A 17,838-nucleotide genomic window follows, 5' to 3' on the forward strand; every position below is an offset into this window, starting at 1 on the left:
GTATGTGCCGATAAACGCTGGCCATGACCATACAGAGCCAGCAAGTTGAACCGGGCACAGAAACTTATATGAAGATACCAAAACGATTACAACCCCTCGTTGATGAAGGCATGGTGGATGAGGTGTTGTACCAGTTGATGAGCGGCAAGGAAGCCCAGGTGTTTGTGGTGCGCTGCGGCGACCAGGTGCGTTGCGCCAAGGTATACAAAGAGGCCCAGAAACGCAGTTTCAAACAGGCCGTTCAGTACCAGGAAGGCCGTAAGGTACGGAACAGCCGTCGCGCACGGGCCATGAGCAAGAAAACCCGCTATGGCCAGAAAGAGCAGGAAGACGCTTGGCTGAACGCCGAAGTAGACGCCCTCTACCGCCTGGCGGACGCCGGCGTTCGCGTGCCAGAACCTTTCGGTTTTGTTGACGGCGTGCTGCTGATGGAAATGATTGCCGACGGTGAAGGCAAGGCCGCGCCCCGGCTGGACGACGTTACCCTCACCCCCGAACAGGCCCGCAGTTACCACAGCAAGGTGATTGCCGACGTCGTGCGCATGCTCAGTGCCGGCCTGATTCACGGCGACCTGTCCGAATTCAATGTTCTGGTTGATGCCACCGGTCCGGTCATTATCGACCTGCCCCAGGCGGTTAATGCAGCTGGCAATAACAGCGCGGAGCGCATGCTCGAGAGGGATGTAGACAACATGCGCCGCTATTTCGGCCGCTTTGCCCCGGAACTGCTGAATACCGATTATGGCAAGGAGATCTGGGCGCTTTATGAAGCCGGCGACCTGCACCCCGACAGCCAGCTGACTGGCTGCTTTGAGCACGACACCGAAAGCGCGAACGTGGATGAGCTGCTCGATGTAATTGAAGCCGCCAAGGAAGAAGAATGGGAACGCCAGGAACGCCTGCGGGATGCCGAAGACGAAGACTGACGTTGCCACCGGGCATTGTACGAAAGCCGGAGGGCCCTGCGGCGTTTAATCGTTTAGAATGGCAGGATCAATCTGCGGACCGACAAACATCTCGCTCCCTCATCTCTGCGATCCGTAAAAGGTACACCATGCTTTCAGAACGTTTTTATACCGTCCAGGACGGACGCATTGTTATTACTGCGCCCCAGGCCAGCCATTTTGCCAAAGAGATTGCCGGAGACTTCAACCCTATCCACGATCCGGACGCCCGCCGTTTCTGCGTGCCCGGTGACCTGCTGTTTGCCATTGTGGTCGGGCGCTTTGGGTTATCAGAGAACATGACATTCCGTTTCCGCAATCTGCTGGGGGCAGAAATTCCCCTGGAGTTCCGGGAAACCGGTGACGACACCATCGAAGTCTGCGACGAAGCCGGCAAGGTCTACCTGGAAGTGAGCCGCAGCGGTGCGGTAATCCGAGACGAGCAAGTGATTGATGACTTCACCCGCGCCTACGTGGCGGCCTCTGGCAAGAATTTCCCCCACACGCTCAAACCGCTGATGGAATCCCACGGGGTCATGTTCAACCCCGACCGCCCGATGGTGATGTATGAAAGCATGAGCGTGGCGATCAATAAACAGGACAATCTTCAGCCAGACCTGGAACTGAACAAGGCGGACCTGGAAGTGGCGGGCAAGCGCGGCAACGTAACCCTCTCTTACCACTTGATGTCTGATGGCTGCTCGGTTGGTGAAGTGTCCAAACGCCTGATGCTGGGCGGGCTCCGGGAATACTGCCCGGAGGCCATGGCTGGTATTATTGAGGAGTTTTACCGGCTCAAGGCCCGTGGTACCCGGCTGGGCATGGAAAACGCGGATTAATCGCCCTCAGCAACCCGCTCAAAGGTGTGCAGGCAAACATCTACCGTGAGTGACAGGGAGTTCAGGGCAGCCGCCCGCTCCCGGCCTTCCGCGTTTGCCCGGTAGAAATGGGGCGTCATCGCCAGAAGGTCTGCGATGGGCTCCGCCCCCGCCAGATGCAGTGAAAACCGAACATCTTCCGAAGCCACTCGGCGAAATCCTTCCGGGGCTGGCGTCACTTTCTTCGATTCGCTCCGGATTTCAGGATAGATAATTTCCCGCAGCTCCCGCAGGTGATCCTGCCCTGCGTCCACCTGAATCAACTTGCCGCCCGGTTTGAGAACACGGCCGAATTCCGGGTACACGGGAAAGCCAAACAGGCAGAGAATACGGTCCAGTGAGCCAGGTAGCACCGGCAGATTCGCATTACTGCCCACCACCCAGCTCGGCCGTTTGTCTTCACGGGCCGCCGCCAGTACCGCCCATTTCGAGATATCCAGGCCCAATAGCGCCAGGGAGCGCTCGTCGCCCGCCGCCCAGGCCAGTTGCCGCAGGTAATAGCCTTCACCACAACCGGCATCCAGGCAACTCAGTGTGGTGCTGGCCGGCGCATCGTCCAGCGTTGCCCGCGACACCGCCTCGGCAATCGGCTGGTAATACCCTGCCTCAAGAAACCGCTGGCGTGCCGCCACCATCACCTTACTGTCACCCGGGTCCAGCGAACGTTTCTTCTGCACCGGCAACAGATGCACATAACCCTGCCGCGCCACATCAAAATTATGGCCACTGGCACACCGCCACGAACCCGACTCCCGCTGCAAGGCAGCGCCGTCCAGGGGGCAGGCTAAGGCGTCAAAGGCTGTGATGGTCATTCAATATCCTGTTGTCCGGTTCATCCACCGCGGATTATACATGCCGGGGTCAGACCCCAAGACATTTCGCCCGGGTAAATGTACTGGGGTCAGACCCCGGTACATTTTGTTACATTCGGGGATGGCACTGGGAGCCCCCTCGCAGCCTGCTTATTAGGGGTATTCCTGATAAACTAGGACGCTTGGATTTTCGTATGATCTGCGCCATTGCCGTTTACAGGTAGCTCTATGTCTTTTGTTCCATCGCCGATTCCATTTGCCGCCGACTCCGGCCCTTCCCGCCGCTTCTGTGTGGCCCCGATGATGGACTGGACAACACCTCATTTTCGCTACCTGGCGCGAGTTCTGAGCCGCCGGGCGTTGCTGTATACCGAGATGGTGACCACCGGGGCGTTGATTCATGGGGATACCGAGCGGTTTCTGCGCCATGATCCATCCGAATACCCGCTGGCGCTGCAGCTTGGTGGCAGCCATTCCGGTGAGTTGGCTCATTGCGCAAAGCTGGCGCAGCAGTTTGGCTTTGATGAAGTGAACCTGAACGTCGGCTGCCCCAGTGATCGGGTGCAGAACAACATGATCGGCGCCTGCCTGATGGGCCATCCGGATAAGGTGGCGGAAGGTGTGGCAGCGATGATTGCGGCCACGGATTTGCCGGTTACGGTCAAGCACCGTATTGGCATCAACGGCCGCGAATCCTGGGATGAGCTGTGCGAGTTTATCGAAACCGTTGCTGCAGCCGGCTGCAAGACGTTCATCGTGCACGCCCGCATTGCCATTCTGGAGGGCCTGAGCCCGAAGGAAAATCGCGATATCCCACCGCTAAAGTACGATTGGGTGTACCGCCTGAAACAGGCCTACCCTCACCTTGAAATCATCATCAACGGCGGCATCAAAACTTTTGAGGATTGCCATGAGCACCTGGCCCACACCGACGGCGTGATGCTGGGCCGCGAGGCCTACCACAATCCCTGGCTACTGGCCGACGTGGATACCGAATTCTTTGGTGAGCCGGCACCTGTCACCAGCCGTCATGATGCCCTGCGCGCCATGTTTCCGTTCATCCAGCAGGAACTGGACCGGGGGGTGTACCTGACCCACATTACCCGCCATATCATGGGCCTGTTCCTGGGCCAGCCAGGAGGGCGACAGTTCCGCCGGCATCTGAGCGAGAACGCCAACAAGCCGGGTTCCGGCCTGGAAGTGGTGGAGCAGGCTCTGGCCAAAGTCAGGGAACCGGAACTCATTACGGAAAGTTGATCATCCCCATACCTTTTGTTGTCTTGTTCCTGTCGTAAGCTGCCGTTATTGTAGGGGTTACAAAGGTATTCTGGAGCTGGATACCGCCATAACACCGCACAACCGGGACGACAGGACGAATGAACAGCAAGCTGGACCAACTGAAGACCATGACCACCGTGGTGGCCGACACCGGCGACCTTGATGCCATTGCCCAATGGCGGCCACAAGATGCCACCACCAACCCCTCACTGCTGCTGAAAGCCGCAGCATCGGAAGCCTACCGCCCGATGCTGGACAAGGCCGTCGCCTTCGCCAGCCAGCGTGGGGGCTCTGGCGCCGAACAACTGACCATCGCCACTGACATGCTGGCGGTGCTGGCCGGTAAAGAAATCCTGAACCTCATTCCCGGCGTCGTCTCCACAGAAGTAGACGCCCGCCTGTCGTTTGACACCGCCGCCACCCTGGAACGCGCACGCCGGTTGATCGACTACTATGACCGCCAGGGCGTAGACACCAGCCGGGTGCTGATCAAGATTGCCTCTACCTGGGAAGGCATCCGCGCCGCTGAGCAGCTGGAAAAAGAAGGCATCCACTGTAACCTTACCCTGCTGTTCTCCTTTGTACAGGCTGCCGCCTGCGCCGAAGCCGGTGCCTATCTGATATCGCCGTTTGTAGGGCGAATCCTGGACTGGCACCTGGCCAGCACGGGCCGCGACAGCTACCCGGCGGCGGAAGACCCGGGCGTGCAATCGGTCACACGCATCTATAATTACTACAAGGCCAATGGCTTCAATACCGTGGTGATGGGGGCGAGCTTCCGTAATACTGGCGAGATTGAAATGCTCGCCGGCTGCGATCGCCTGACCATCAGCCCTGCCCTGTTGCAGGAGCTGAAAGACGATCATGGCGAATTGCCCCAACGACTGAACGCGGGCAGCGCAAGCAGCGCCGACAAACCACACCACGTGGACGAGAAGCGGTTCCGCTGGGAGTCCAACGAGGATGCCATGGCCACCGAGAAACTGGCTGATGGCATTCGCCGGTTTGCCGCAGACCAGATTGAACTGGAAAGCCGGGTGCGGCAGTTAGCGACCGAGGCTGCCTGATCAACACCCCAACCTTTAGCCAAGGGGCGCTGTATGATTGATCGCCTGAAAAAACTGTTTGCAGTGCCGGAATCCGAGCCTGTGCAAACCGACGCCCACCAACTGGCTGTGGCTGCCACAGCCCTGATGGTGCAGCTTGCCCGTGTCGACAATCACGAGGACGAGCGCGAGCTGAAGATTATTGTCGATTGCGCCGTTCAGGCCCATCAGGTTACCCGGGAAGAAGCGGAAGAGATTCTTGCCGACGCCCTGGCACACGCAGAGGATTCCACGTCGTTGTATGAGTTCACCGGACAGATCAACGACCACTTTGACCAGCCCCAGAAACAGGCCCTGCTGGAGAGTATCTGGCGGGTAGCCCTGGCAGACGGCCGTATCGACAAATACGAAGAACACCTTATTCGCCGGATTGCGGACTTGCTGCATCTTAATCATCGGGAATTCATGCAGGCCAGGCACAGGGCGGAAGACGCCGCCGGTTAACCCCAAGGAGATTTCATGTTAGCCATTCTTCACCCCAACACAGAACTGGACAGCGAAGCCTACCGCCAGACCATGCACTACCTGGAAAACCTGCCTGGCGTCAGTGTGCGGGTACATGAGGTTCAGGGTGCCAGCCAGCGGCTGACGGAGATTTATCTGCTGGGCGACACCAAAACCCTGAACAAGGAAGAGATTGAAGCGCTACCCGCCGTGGAGCGGGCCATCCGAATTTCTGATGACTACCGCATTCTGGGCCGCCACAAAGACGATCACCGCCAGAGCGGTTTCACCTACAACGGCGTCGAGTTCAGCCAGAACAACCTGAACATCTTTGCCGGGCTATGTGCGGTAGACGTGCCCGAGCACGTTGAGCAGATGATGCAGGCGCTTGAGGACAATGGCGAGGTCTGCACCCGCATGGGCGCCTACAAACCCCGCACCAACCCATACTCGTTCCAGGGGCACGGCAAGGGCTGCCTGCCCTGGGTCTTCGAGAAAGCCGGCAAGCATGGCATCAAGGTTATTGCCATGGAGATCACTCACGAAAGCCATATCGAAGAAATCGACACCTGCCTGGAGAAACTGGGCCGGCCCACCGGTGTGATGCTGCAGATTGGCACCCGGAATACCCAGAACTTCGAGCTACTCAAAGCCATAGGCCGGCAGAAAACCTACCCGGCACTGCTCAAGCGCGGTTTTGGTATTACCCTGAACGAGTCACTGAACGCCGCGGAGTACCTGGCCAGTGAGGGCAACGCCAACGTGATTTTCTGCCTGAGGGGCATGAAAACCGAGGCCGGCCAGCCGCACCGAAATATGGTGGATTTCGCCCACGTACCAGCGGTAAAGCGCCTGACTCGCATGCCGGTGTGTGTAGACCCGTCCCACTCCGTGGGCAGCCGGGACCGCTCACCGGATGGTATTCTGGACGTGATGCACGCCACCGCCCAGGGCGTGATCGCCGGCGCCAACATGGTGCTGGTCGACTTCCACCCGAAGCCGGAGAAAGCTCTGGTTGACGGCCCCCAGGCCCTGCTGATGAAAGAGTTGCCGGCGTACCTGGAAGATATTCGCCTGTGCCACGACACCTGGAAGAAACGCCAGGCTATTTACCAGACTCTCAAGGATAGTACTGCAGAATGATCGTTTATGGTCACCGCGGGGCCAAAGGTGAGGCTCCAGAAAATACCATGCCCGGTTTTATCCATGCCTATCGGCATGGTATCCGGCACTTCGAGCTGGACCTGGTGCTGTCAAAAGACGGCGTGCCGGTGCTGGTGCACGACCTGACGGTAGATCGCACTACCGGGCAGAAGGGCAATGTCGGCCATTACACGGCCGCCGAGCTGGCCGACATGGACGCTCGGCGCAACACCAGCGCCTGGCCCCGCAAAGCGGGCATTCCGACTCTCGAAAACCTGCTCGACCAGTTCGACGATCTGGAGCACCTGCAGCTGGAAGTGAAGAAGGACAACCGGGCCCGCCTGAACATACTTTGCAACCGCCTGACAGAAGTTATCCAGCGCCGGAACCTTTACCAGACCGCCGCCGTTACCTCATCCGATCCCTGGTTCCTCAGGGAACTGAGGCGCCGTGACAAGAACCTCCGGATTGGCCTTGTGGCTGAGCGAAAGTTCCCGAAGCCGCTGAACCTGGCTACCCGCCTGGGCTGTGAGTATTTCTGTGTGAACTGGAAGATTCTGAATGCCGACATGGTTGCCCAGGCACACAAGCGTAATATGCATGTGTCCACCTGGACGGTGAACCGCATTCACGACATGCTGAAGCTGGAAGAGATGGGCGTAGACAGCATTATTACCGACTACCCGACAAGCACACGGATGTTCTTCGACAACCGCGCCAGAGCCGTTCTGAGCTTGCCAGCAAAGGAAGGAATGCCCGAGCCGGCATAATACCGGCGCCGGTACGGAACTGACCGGATCAGAAGATCCGGTTCAGGCCGTTCAATGCCGCCACCCGATAGGCTTCCGCCATGGTCGGGTAGTTGAAGGTGGTATTGATGAAGTAGTTCAGGGAGTTCGCCTCCCCTTTCTGGTTCATGATCGCCTGGCCGATGTGTACAATCTCAGCCGCCTGGTCACCGAAGCAGTGAATACCCAGAATCTCCCGAGTCTCACGGTGGAACAGGATCTTCAGCATGCCCACCGCTTCACCCGTGATCTGTGCCCGCGCCAGGTCCTTGAAGAAAGCCTGACCAACATCGTATGGCACTTTGGCTTCTGTCAGCTCCCGCTCGGTTTTACCGACGGAGCTGATTTCAGGAATTGTGTAGATACCCGTAGGCACATCATCCACGTATCGGAAATACTCGTCCTGGGTGATATCTGACGAAGCCGCACGGCCCTGGTCATAGGCTGCACTGGCCAGGCTCGGCCAGCCAATCACATCGCCCGCCGCGTAGATGTGGTCCACCTCGGTACGGTAGTGGTCATCCACTGCCAACTGGCCGCGGCCATTGGGCACCAGGCCCACATTCTCCAACCCAAGGTTTTCCGTGTTGCCACTTCGCCCGTTGCACCAGAGGAAGGCATCGGCGCGAATTTTCTTACCAGACTGCAGGGAAAGCACCACACCGTGGTCGTCGCCCTTCACCGATTCGTACTGCTCGTTATGGCGAACCAGCACACCGTTGTTGCGAAGGTGGTAGCTGAGCGCATCGGAGATTTCGTCGTCCAGGAATGACAACAGGCGACTGCCCGGGTTGATCAGGTCAACCTTTACACCCAGCCCGGCAAAAATGGAGGCGTACTCGGAACCGATAACGCCGGCGCCATAGATAATCAGGGTGCGCGGGGTGTGGGACAGGTTCAGGATGGAGTCAGAGTTGTAAATCCGGTGATGGCGGAAATCCACATCGGGCGGCAGATACGGACGGGAGCCAGTAGCAATAATGGCCTGTTTGAAGTGGATAGTCTCAACCGACTTGTTACCACGAATTTCCAACCGATGGGTGTCTACAAACGATGCACGACCGTTAATCAGGTCTACCCGGTTACGGGAATAGAACTGGGTGCGCAGCTTTACCTGCTTGCCGATGACCTTCTGCGCATTCTGCAACACCCTCGGGAAGGAAAACCAGCGCGGCTCGCCGATATCCCGGAACATCTGATTGGTGTTGAAGGTGATGATCTGCTTCACCGAGTGACGCAGCGCCTTGGATGGAATGGTGCCCCAGTGCGTGCAGTTACCGCCCACCGTCGGTTTGTCTTCAATGATGGCGACTCGCTTGTTGTGCTTGGCCGCGTTCATTGCCGCCCCTTCACCGGAAGGGCCGGCGCCAATAACGACGACGTCGTAGTGATGCTCTGCCATGTGCGCAGTGACTCCTTATCTACGCCATAAAATGCGTAGTTCTATTTATTGATGAGTGTCGCTTACTTTTCTGTGCGCGAGGCGTCGTAGGCCAGATCTTCACCTTTCTCAGAGGCCCCGGTCTCGCTGCGGCTTTCCTCACACTTCTGCGTGTTACCGCCACAAATATCACAGGACTGGCTGATGCCCAGGGCACCAATCCCACCGCAGGTGCCGCTGATCGGCTTACGGCCAAAGATCACGCCGATCGACATGCCGGCAATCAGAATGCCCACAATGAACAAAACGAGAAGAAAGGTACCCATACTGCCCTCCTTTACTGAACCACGAAGGAAGAGAAAGCCGGTGTTTCATGCACCTCAAAGCCGCCCTCGCCTCGCACGATGAAATAAGCAGGAATATTTTCCCGCGTTGCCAGCGCCCGTGCCCGCTCATAACCCATCACGGTGAATGCGGTGGCTAGAGCGTCGGCAGTCATACTGTCTTCGGTAATCACCGTCACAGACGCTATCCTGTTGGTGATCGGCTTACCAGTCGATGGATCTATTGTATGCGAGTAACGCTGTCCATCCGATTCGTAATAGTTACGATAGTCACCGGAGGTTGCCATCGCATGCTGATCCATGGCCACTATCTTGCTGACCTGCCTTGCCTGTTCCGATGGCTCTTCAATGGCCAGGCGCCAGGCACCGCCGTCAGGTTTCCGCCCATTGACCCTCACCTCACCACCGATCTCTACAAGGTACGCCTGCACACCTTCACGGTCCAGGTAACGGGCCACCACATCGACACCATAGCCTTTGGCAATCCCGGACAAATCAATGTACTGGGGCTTTTCGCTACGCAACGCCATGGCCTCTGCGTTCAACTCGATATAGCGGTAGCCAGTATCTGCAAGCGCTTTCTCAAGGGCCGCGTCAGACGGCACGGTATCAGGCCGGGCATCCGGCCCAAAGCCCCAGAGATTGACCACGGGACCGATGGTGATATCAAACGCCCCGTCGGTCAGCTCGGCAATTTCCTGGGAACGCTGTATCACTTCAAACAAGGCCGGAGAAAGCTCCGTCCACTCCGACTGGTCCTGTTTGCGATTCAACAATGACAACTCGGAATCCTGCTTCCAGGTTGACATGGACGCATCCACCGCTTCCAGCTCTTTCTGAATACCCTGAGCCAGAGTCTGCAGGCGTTCCCTGTCTTCTGGCAATACGACGTTTATGTGATAGGTCGTTCCGAAGATACCTCCGGAAATCTCCCAGACTTTTTCCTTTTCCTGAAACGAGCAACCCGCCAGGGCAGCCATGATCAGCGTCATAAAGACGCCGACCACAACCACCCTGACGGGTCCAAACATGCGGGATGTCATCTGAGCCTGTTAACCTCCGAAATCATCCAGCATGATGTTTTCGTCCTCAACACCAAGATCTTTCAGCATCTTGATGACGGACGCGTTCATGATTGGGGGCCCACACATGTAGAACTCACAGTCTTCCGGAGCCGGGTGGTCCTTCAGATAGTTTTCGTACAACACGTTATGGATAAAGCCGGTAGGGCCATCCCAGTCGTCAGTCGGAAGCGGATCTGACAGGGCGCAATGCCACTCAAAGTTCTCGTTCTCTGCGGCCAGACCATCAAAGTCTTCCACATAGAACATTTCGCGCACACTGCGGGCACCATACCAGAAACTGATCTTGCGCTTGGAATTCAGGCGCTTGAGCTGGTCAAAGATGTGGGAGCGCATGGGCGCCATACCCGCACCACCACCAATGAACACCATTTCCGCGTCGGTCTTCTTGGCAAAGAATTCACCGAATGGCCCCATTACAGTGACCTTGTCACCCGGCTTCAGGTTGAACACGTAGCTGGACATGATGCCTGGCGGGTGATTGGTGCCCGGAGGCGGTGTCGCAATACGGATGTTGAACTTCAGAAGTCCCTTCTCTTCCGGGTAGTTCGCCATGGAGTAGGCACGGATGGTGTCTTCCTTGTTGATCGCCTTATAGCGCCAGATATCGTGCTTGTCCCAGTCTTCGTGGAACTCTTCCTCGATATCGAAGTCCTTGAAATCGATTTCGTAGGGAGGGCACTCCAGCTGCACATAGCCACCAGCGCGGAAGTCCACTTCCTCGCCTTCCGGTAGCTTCAGTACCAGTTCTTTGATGAAGGTGGCCACGTTGTGGTTAGACACCACCTCGCACTCCCACTTCTTCACGCCGAAGAACTCTTCCGGTACTTCGATCTTCATGTCCTGTTTTACAGGAACCTGGCACGACAGGCGCCAGCCTTCTTTTTCTTCACGGTTGGTGAAGTGGGTCTTTTCGGTGGGCAGCATGGCGCCGCCACCTTCCAGAACCTTACATTTACACTGGGCGCAGGTGCCACCGCCACCACAGGCAGACGACAGGAAGATGCCGTTGCCCGCCAGGGTGTTCAGCAGTTTTCCACCTGCTTCCGTTTTCATGGTGTGTTCCGGGTCGTCATTGATTTCAATGGTGACGTCGCCGGTGCTGACCAGTTTTGAGCGCGCTGCCAGGATCACCGCCACCAGTGCAAGCACGATGACGGTAAACATGACCACGCCAAGAATAATTTCTGTATTCATGGTCTCGCCTTCTCGTAGTTATCCGATGATCCGGGGGCGCATTACAGCGAGATGCCGGAGAACGACATAAAGCCGAGTGACATCAGGCCGACAGTGATGAAGGTAATACCAAGACCACGCAGGCCATCGGGCACATCACTGTACTTGAGCTTCTCGCGGATACCTGCCAGGGCACCAATGGCCAGGGCCCAGCCCACGCCAGCGCCAAAGCCGTACACCACACTCTCACCAAAGTTGTAGTCACGTTCAACCATGAACAGTGACGCACCAAGGATCGCGCAGTTAACGGTGATCAGAGGCAGGAACACGCCCAGCGCTGCGTACAGCGACGGGATGTACTTGTCGAGAACCATCTCAAGAATCTGCACCAGTGCCGCAATAACACCGATGTAGGTCAGCAGTCCCAGGAAGCTCAGATCAACATCTGGGAGTCCCGCCCAGGACAGGGCACCTTCACGCAGAACGGTATTGAAGATCAGGTTGTTCACCGGCACAGACAGAGTCAGTACCACAACCACCGCAATACCCAGGCCAATCGCCGCTTCTACCTTTTTGGAGATCGCCAGGAAGGTACACATCCCCAGGAAGAACGCCAACGCCAGGTTTTCAACGAAAATAGCCGTAACCAGAAGACTCAGATAATGATCCATTAGAAGGCCTCCCGGGTTTTATGGGCTGACATCTTGAAATCAGGCTCTTCAACCTGATCCGGCTTCCAGGTACGCAGTGCCCAGATGCCCAGACCGATGATAAAGAACGCGCTCGGCGGCAGCAGCATCATGCCGTTCGGCACATACCAGCCACCATCGTTAACCGAGGCCAGGATGGTGAAACCAAGCAGTTCACCAGAACCGAACAGCTCACGGAAAAACGCCACGAACAGGATCGCAATGGAGTAGCCCAGACCGTTACCGATACCATCCAGGAAGCTCAGCATCGGCGGGTTCTGCATGGCAAAGCCCTCGGCCCGGCCCATAACGATACAGTTGGTGATGATCAGACCAACGAATACCGACAGCTGCTTGCTGATTTCATAGGCATAGGCTTTCAGCACCTGGTCGACCACGATTACCAGCGACGCAATGATGGTCATCTGTACGATGATCCGGATGCTGTTGGGAATCTGGGTACGAATCAGAGATACCGCCAGGTTTGAAAACCCGGTTACCGCAATAACCGAAGCACACATAACCAGCGTAACGCTCAGGCTGGTGGTAACCGCCAGCGCCGAACAGATCCCAAGAATCTGCAGGGCGATGGGGTTGTTACTGAAAATCGGTTCAAAAAGAACCTTCTTGGCTGATACGTCAGACATGATCAGGCCTCCCCGTCGCGCAGATTTTTCAGGAACGGCGCGAAACCGTTCTCACCCATCCAGAAGTTGATCAGGTTCTCGACACCGCGAGCCGTCAGCGTTGCACCAGACAGGGAATCAATCTGATGCTCGCTGTCCGGATTGGCACCGCCTTTGATCAGGCGGATCTGGGGCTCACTCTTGTCGTCACCGTAGATCTTCTGGCCAACCCACTGGCTTTTCCAGCGAGGGTTGTCTACCTCACCGCCAAGGCCAGGCGTTTCCGCGTGGTCATAGAAGCCCAGGCCTTCGATGGTGTTCAGATCACCTTCCAGTGAAATGAACCCATACAAGGTGGACCACAGACCAGGACCGTGAACCGGCAACACCACACGAACCAGCTCGCCATCCTCCTCGAGGATGTAAACCGTGGCTGCGTGGGCACGACGACGCAGATTGGCGGTGTCTTGCTCACCCGACAGGCGGGTAGACATGTTCGGATCACCGGCAGCGCGGTACTGGTTGTAGCTCAGTACATCAGGCACGCCAAGCTCTTCCGGGGTGGTGAACCGGCCAGTACGCAGGTCAACCAGGCGCGGCTCGAACTGACCAAACAGTTCTTCGATACGGGCCCGATTGGCGCCAGGCTCCGCCATGCCGGCGGCCTGAAGGATATTGGACTTGATGTCCAGCTCTTGGTTCAGGGCCTGCTGCGGGCGCAAGGATACAGCTGCAGCAGACACAATCACGGAGCAAACGATACATAGGGCGAAAGCGACCTGAATGGTCTTTCCGACCGTCTCTTTTTTCTTAGCCACGTGCGAGCCTCCGTTTGATGTTGGCCTGAACCACGTAGTGGTCCATCAGCGGGGCGAACAGGTTGGCGAACAGAATGGCCAGCATAATGCCTTCCGGGAAGGCCGGGTTGACCACACGGATGAGGATAGTCATCACACCGACCAGAATGCCAAACATCCAGCGACCGGTATTGGTCATCGCAGCCGATACCGGGTCTGTCGCCATAAACATCATGCCGAAGGCGAAGCCACCCATAACCAGGTGCCAGTGAGCCGGAATGGCAAACATCGGGTTAGTCTCGGACCCGACAATGTTCAACAGCAACGACATGCCGATCATGCCGATCAACACCCCGCCGACAATGCGATAGGAGGCGATCTTCATGGCCAGGAGGATCAGACCACCAATCAATATAGCAATGGTGGACGTCTCACCCATGGAACCCTGAATGTTACCCACGAAGGCATTCATCCAGCCGATCTGGGTTTCCAGTGCTTCCAGGCCGCCAGAGGCAGCCCAACTCAGAGCTGTTGCGCCACTGAAGCCATCAACTGCAGTCCAGACAGTGTCGCCGGAAATCTGCGCGGGATAGGCAAAGTACAGGAAGGCACGACCAGTCAGGGCCGGGTTCAGGAAGTTCTTGCCGGTACCACCGAACACTTCCTTACCGATAACCACACCGAAGGTGATACCCAGGGCCACCTGCCACAGCGGAATGGTGGGCGGGCAGATCAAAGCAAACAGTACGGAGGTTACGAAGAAGCCTTCGTTCACTTCGTGACGACGCACGGTGGCAAACAGCACTTCCCAGAAACCACCCACCACAAAGGTGACGGCATAGATAGGAATGAAGTAGGCCATGCCGTAGACGAAGTTGTCCCACCAGCCGGCACCGGCGCCGGTCACGGCCAGGGCGGTGATAAAGGCTTCACGCAGGCCGCCATCGGCAATCATGGCATCCGGGTTGGCTGCCAGGAAATTGTTGGCCTGAAAACCAATGTTCCACATACCGAAGAACATGGCAGGGAAAGTACACAACCACACAGTGATCATGATGCGCTTGAGGTCTACGCCGTCACGCACATGGGCCGTGGTGGAAGTTACTTTGCCAGGGGTGTAGAAAATGGTATCAACGGCTTCGTACAGGGCATACCAGCGCTCGTACTTACCACCCTTTTCAAAATGATGCTCGATTCCATCGAGAAACTGTCGGATAGCCATCGTATTATCCCTCGATCTCGATTCGGGTCAGGTTCTCGCGGAGAATCGGACCGTATTCATATTTGCCGGGGCACACAAAGGTGCACAGCGCCAGATCTTCTTCATCCAGCTCCAGGGCGCCAAGTTTCTGTGCCACTTCGGTATCGCCAACAATCAGTGCTCGCAGCAGCTGAGTCGGCAGGATGTCCAGCGGCATCACCTGCTCATAGGCACCGACAGGCACCATGGCCCGCTCACTGCCGTTGGTGGTGGTGGTGAAGTTGAACAGCTTGCCACCGGTCAGCTTGGACAGGTAGATGTTCAGCACCGAGAACTTGTTGGTGCCCGGAGACAACCAGCCAATGAACTCACGCTTGGTGCCTTCTTCCAGCACCGACACCTGATTGGCAAAGCGGCCCAGGTAGGCACAGGGGCCATCACCACGACGACCGCCAAATACCGAGCCTGAAATGGCGCGGACTTCGCAATCAGTGGCGATCTCGCCATCCAACAGTTCCGGCAGGCTGGCACCCAGGCGGGTACGAACCAGGCGGGGCTTCAGGGCTTTAGGGCCACCGATGGCCACAATGCGCTCAACCGGCACTTCACCGGTCTCGAACAGTTTGGCAATATCGATCACGTCCTGGTAATTGATGCTCCAGACAGTCTTGCTGACTGAGACCGGGTCCAGGTGGTGGATATGGGTGCCCACATTACCGGCAGGGTGCACACCATCGAACTGGTGTACTTCGATGTTGTCTGCTTTTGGCACAGACACGTCGGAGCCGGGTTTGCCGGTCACAAATACCTTACCGTTGGTCAGGCGGGAGATGATGGTCAGGCCTTTTTCGAACGCCTTGCTGTTCTCGCCGATAATAACGGTAGGGTCTGCTGCCAACGGATTGGTATCCATGACAGAAACAAAGATGGAGTTCGGTGCGGAGTCGATTTCCGGAACCTTGCTGTAAGGCCGGGTGCGGAACGCTGTCCACAGACCGGATTCAACCAGGTTATCAACTACCTGCTGGCGTTCCAGGCCGGCAAGATCGGAATCGTTGTAGCGAGCATAGGTTTCCGCCTCATCGCCATCCACTTCGATGACAACAGACTGGAACACGCGACGCTCACCGCGGTTGATTTCTTTCACTACACCGGCTGCCGGTGAAGTATAACGAACGCCTTCGGTCTTCTTGTCCGTGAACAGCAGCGTACCGCGCTTGACACGGTCTCCCTCTTTCACAGCCATCGTCGGCTTCATGCCGTTGTAGTCAAAGCCGATCAATGCCACGTGGCGAATCGGCTTGCCGTCAGTAATGGTCTGTTCGGGAGCGCCGCTGATGGGAAGATCCAGGCCTTTTTTGATCTTGATCATTAGCCTCATCCAATCATCAGAAACTTTTCTGTGGATTTTAACGCCCGGCCCCGCCGCTCGGGGGTGAGAATATGGGTGCCAGACATACCCAAAATCGCGCCAATTATAGAGATTAAGGAAACCTATTTCCACCGGTAAGGAAAATGGTTTTATCCCTCCAAAGTAGTAAAAAAGCCCCGGCAGCTCACGCTACCGGGGCCTTTTGATCCGACCTGGCTGAAACAGACTTAGACTTTAGTCACGTGCCCGCTTCGGAAAGATCGGGTAAGTTACGCCGGCCATCTGATTGACACAGCGGATAACCTGAGCGCTGTAACCGAATTCGTTGTCGTACCATACGTACAGAATCAGGCGCTTACCGTTGGCGATGGTGGCTTGGGCATCGACAATGCCCGCATGGCGGGAGCCTACGAAGTCTGTGGATACCACTTCCGGGGAATTCACGAAATCGATCTGCTTCTGCAGCTCAGAGTGCAGAGCCATGTCGCGGAGGTAATCGTTCACCTTCTCTACATCCACATCGGACTTGAGATTCAGGTTCAGGATGGCCATGGACACGTTCGGCGTCGGCACCCGGATAGCATTACCGCTCAGCTTGCCCTTGAGCTCCGGCAGCGCCTTGGCAACAGCCTTGGCCGCACCTGTCTCGGTAATAACCATGTTCAGTGCTGCGCTACGGCCACGACGGCTACCCTTGTGGTAGTTATCGATCAGGTTCTGGTCGTTGGTGTAGGAGTGAACAGTCTCAACATGACCATCTTCAATGCCGTATTCGTCGTTGATGGCCTTCAGCACCGGGGTAATGGCGTTGGTGGTGCAGGAAGCCGCGGACAGGATCTTGTCTTCGTCGGTAATCCAGTCGTTGTTGATACCATAAACGATGTTCTTGATGTCGCCCTTGCCTGGCGCGGTCAGGATAACGCGGCTGACACCCTTGGACTTCAGGTGCAGGCCCAGACCTGCTTCATCACGCCACTTACCGGTATTGTCGATCACAATGGCATTGTGGATGTCGTAGCTGGTGTAATCCACCTTGTCCGGACCATCGGAATAGATCACCTTGATAAAGTTGCCGTTGGCGATCAGGGCGGAGTTTTCCTCGTCTACCGTGATGGTGCCGTCGAAGGGACCATGCACGGAGTCACGACGCAACAGGCTGGCGCGCTTTTCCAGGTCGTTCTCGGCACCGCCCTGGCGAACCACAATGGCTCGCAGGCGGAGATTGTTACCACCGCCGGCTTTTTCAATCAGGATGCGGGCCAGCAGACGGCCGATACGGCCAAAACCATAGAGCACTACGTCTTTGGTTTCGTTCTGGGCGTCCTGCTCGGACTGACTGGCATACTGGCCAACCACCGGGCCGATTTCACGCTTCAGGAATTCGGTGAGGTCACCGCCTTCAGCCTTGAACTTGACCGCCAGCTTGCCGATGTCCACGTGGGCGCGACCAAGATCCAGCTTGTCCATGGCCTGCAGGATCGGCAGCGTGTCGTGAACGGACAGCTCGCTGTTCTCAACCTGACGAACAAAACGATGGGCACGGATGATGTCGATCACCGACTGGTTGATGATCGCCCGGCCGTATACCGACGTAACAACGTTGTTTTTGCGGTACAGGCGGCCAATCAGCGGGATCATCGCTTCGGCGGTGGACTCTCTTTCTGTCCAGTTGGACAGGTGCTGGTTGATTTGTTCGTGACTCACGGTTGGAACCTCGTATAGCACTGGGAATAATTTTAAGGCGCACATTATCCAACTTAAGACGCCCGACGGCAAA

18 protein-coding genes are annotated in these 17,838 nt (G+C 56.9%); 7 read left to right on the forward strand and 11 right to left on the reverse strand.

From position 1 onward, the window contains the following. The first annotated feature begins 68 nt into the window (after positions 1–68). Both ACZ5Q2_RS15875 and ACZ5Q2_RS15880 read left to right on the forward strand, forming a co-directional pair. Positions 69–926, forward strand: a complete 858-nt coding sequence (locus ACZ5Q2_RS15875; RefSeq protein WP_152437870.1) for a PA4780 family RIO1-like protein kinase — start codon at positions 69–71, stop codon at positions 924–926. Between the two features lie 128 nt (positions 927–1,054). Next, positions 1,055–1,783 carry a DUF3581 family protein gene (locus ACZ5Q2_RS15880; protein WP_061331868.1) on the forward strand — a complete coding sequence of 243 codons (729 nt, stop codon included), beginning with the start codon at positions 1,055–1,057 and terminating at the stop codon, positions 1,781–1,783. Here ACZ5Q2_RS15880 and ACZ5Q2_RS15885 read toward each other — a convergent pair. After that, positions 1,780–2,634: a putative RNA methyltransferase gene (locus ACZ5Q2_RS15885; RefSeq protein ID WP_061331867.1), complete on the reverse strand. Its 855-nt coding sequence runs from the start codon at positions 2,632–2,634 to the stop codon at positions 1,780–1,782. The two genes, ACZ5Q2_RS15880 and ACZ5Q2_RS15885, sit on opposite strands and share 4 nt — an antisense overlap. Before the next feature lie 228 nt (positions 2,635–2,862). Between ACZ5Q2_RS15885 and dusA the strand changes: the two genes are divergently transcribed. The 5 genes from dusA (at position 2,863) to ACZ5Q2_RS15910 (ending at position 7,375) form a co-directional block, all read left to right on the forward strand. Then, positions 2,863–3,891, forward strand: coding sequence for a tRNA dihydrouridine(20/20a) synthase DusA (gene dusA, locus ACZ5Q2_RS15890; RefSeq protein ID WP_432209895.1), 1,029 nt, complete (start codon positions 2,863–2,865; stop codon positions 3,889–3,891). 119 nt (positions 3,892–4,010) lie between these two features. Next, a complete protein-coding gene (gene tal / locus ACZ5Q2_RS15895) occupies positions 4,011–4,979 on the forward strand; it encodes a transaldolase (RefSeq protein WP_152437796.1) in 969 nt (322 codons plus the stop codon). 33 nt (positions 4,980–5,012) lie between these two features. Further along, positions 5,013–5,462 carry a tellurite resistance TerB family protein gene (locus ACZ5Q2_RS15900; protein WP_061331864.1) on the forward strand — a complete coding sequence of 150 codons (450 nt, stop codon included), beginning with the start codon at positions 5,013–5,015 and terminating at the stop codon, positions 5,460–5,462. 15 nt (positions 5,463–5,477) lie between these two features. Further along, entirely contained in the window at positions 5,478–6,605 is a 1,128-nt protein-coding gene (locus ACZ5Q2_RS15905) for a 3-deoxy-7-phosphoheptulonate synthase (RefSeq protein WP_138436560.1), read from the forward strand. Beyond that, a complete protein-coding gene (locus ACZ5Q2_RS15910) occupies positions 6,602–7,375 on the forward strand; it encodes a glycerophosphodiester phosphodiesterase (RefSeq protein ID WP_061331862.1) in 774 nt (257 codons plus the stop codon). The genes ACZ5Q2_RS15905 and ACZ5Q2_RS15910 overlap by 4 nt, the downstream gene beginning before the upstream one ends. Before the next feature lie 28 nt (positions 7,376–7,403). Here the strand turns inward: ACZ5Q2_RS15910 and sthA are convergent, their stop codons facing one another. The 10 genes from sthA to ACZ5Q2_RS15960 form a co-directional block, all read right to left on the reverse strand. Further along, positions 7,404–8,795 carry a Si-specific NAD(P)(+) transhydrogenase gene (sthA, locus tag ACZ5Q2_RS15915; protein WP_061331861.1) on the reverse strand — a complete coding sequence of 464 codons (1,392 nt, stop codon included), beginning with the start codon at positions 8,793–8,795 and terminating at the stop codon, positions 7,404–7,406. A 62-nt stretch (positions 8,796–8,857) separates the two neighbouring features. Further along, the gene (nqrM, locus tag ACZ5Q2_RS15920; protein WP_061331860.1) at positions 8,858–9,100 is read right to left on the reverse strand and encodes a (Na+)-NQR maturation NqrM; all 243 of its coding nucleotides are present in this window, start codon (positions 9,098–9,100) and stop codon (positions 8,858–8,860) included. An 11-nt stretch (positions 9,101–9,111) separates the two neighbouring features. Next, positions 9,112–10,161, reverse strand: coding sequence for an FAD:protein FMN transferase (locus ACZ5Q2_RS15925; RefSeq protein ID WP_330165890.1), 1,050 nt, complete (start codon positions 10,159–10,161; stop codon positions 9,112–9,114). 9 nt (positions 10,162–10,170) lie between these two features. Beyond that, positions 10,171–11,397: an NADH:ubiquinone reductase (Na(+)-transporting) subunit F gene (nqrF, locus tag ACZ5Q2_RS15930; protein WP_061331858.1), complete on the reverse strand. Its 1,227-nt coding sequence runs from the start codon at positions 11,395–11,397 to the stop codon at positions 10,171–10,173. Positions 11,398–11,438: 41 nt separating this feature from the next. After that, on the reverse strand, positions 11,439–12,047 hold the full coding sequence (nqrE, locus tag ACZ5Q2_RS15935) for an NADH:ubiquinone reductase (Na(+)-transporting) subunit E (RefSeq protein WP_058090111.1): 609 nt from the start codon (positions 12,045–12,047) through the stop codon (positions 11,439–11,441). After that, a complete protein-coding gene (locus ACZ5Q2_RS15940) occupies positions 12,047–12,712 on the reverse strand; it encodes an NADH:ubiquinone reductase (Na(+)-transporting) subunit D (RefSeq protein ID WP_058090112.1) in 666 nt (221 codons plus the stop codon). The genes nqrE and ACZ5Q2_RS15940 overlap by 1 nt, the downstream gene beginning before the upstream one ends. Positions 12,713–12,714: 2 nt before the next feature. Continuing rightward, complete coding sequence (locus tag ACZ5Q2_RS15945; RefSeq protein ID WP_061331857.1) at positions 12,715–13,509, reverse strand: Na(+)-translocating NADH-quinone reductase subunit C; 795 nt, start codon at positions 13,507–13,509, stop codon at positions 12,715–12,717. Next, the gene (locus ACZ5Q2_RS15950; RefSeq protein ID WP_061331856.1) at positions 13,502–14,710 is read right to left on the reverse strand and encodes an NADH:ubiquinone reductase (Na(+)-transporting) subunit B; all 1,209 of its coding nucleotides are present in this window, start codon (positions 14,708–14,710) and stop codon (positions 13,502–13,504) included. The genes ACZ5Q2_RS15945 and ACZ5Q2_RS15950 overlap by 8 nt, the downstream gene beginning before the upstream one ends. Before the next feature lie 4 nt (positions 14,711–14,714). Further along, on the reverse strand, positions 14,715–16,061 hold the full coding sequence (locus ACZ5Q2_RS15955; RefSeq protein WP_374815821.1) for a Na(+)-translocating NADH-quinone reductase subunit A: 1,347 nt from the start codon (positions 16,059–16,061) through the stop codon (positions 14,715–14,717). 234 nt (positions 16,062–16,295) lie between these two features. Continuing rightward, positions 16,296–17,765 (reverse strand): glyceraldehyde-3-phosphate dehydrogenase, encoded by a 1,470-nt coding sequence (locus ACZ5Q2_RS15960; protein WP_058090116.1) that lies wholly within the window; start codon positions 17,763–17,765, stop codon positions 16,296–16,298. Positions 17,766–17,838: the final 73 nt, after the last annotated feature.

The sequence above is a fragment of the Marinobacter alkaliphilus genome (assembly GCF_055394375.1).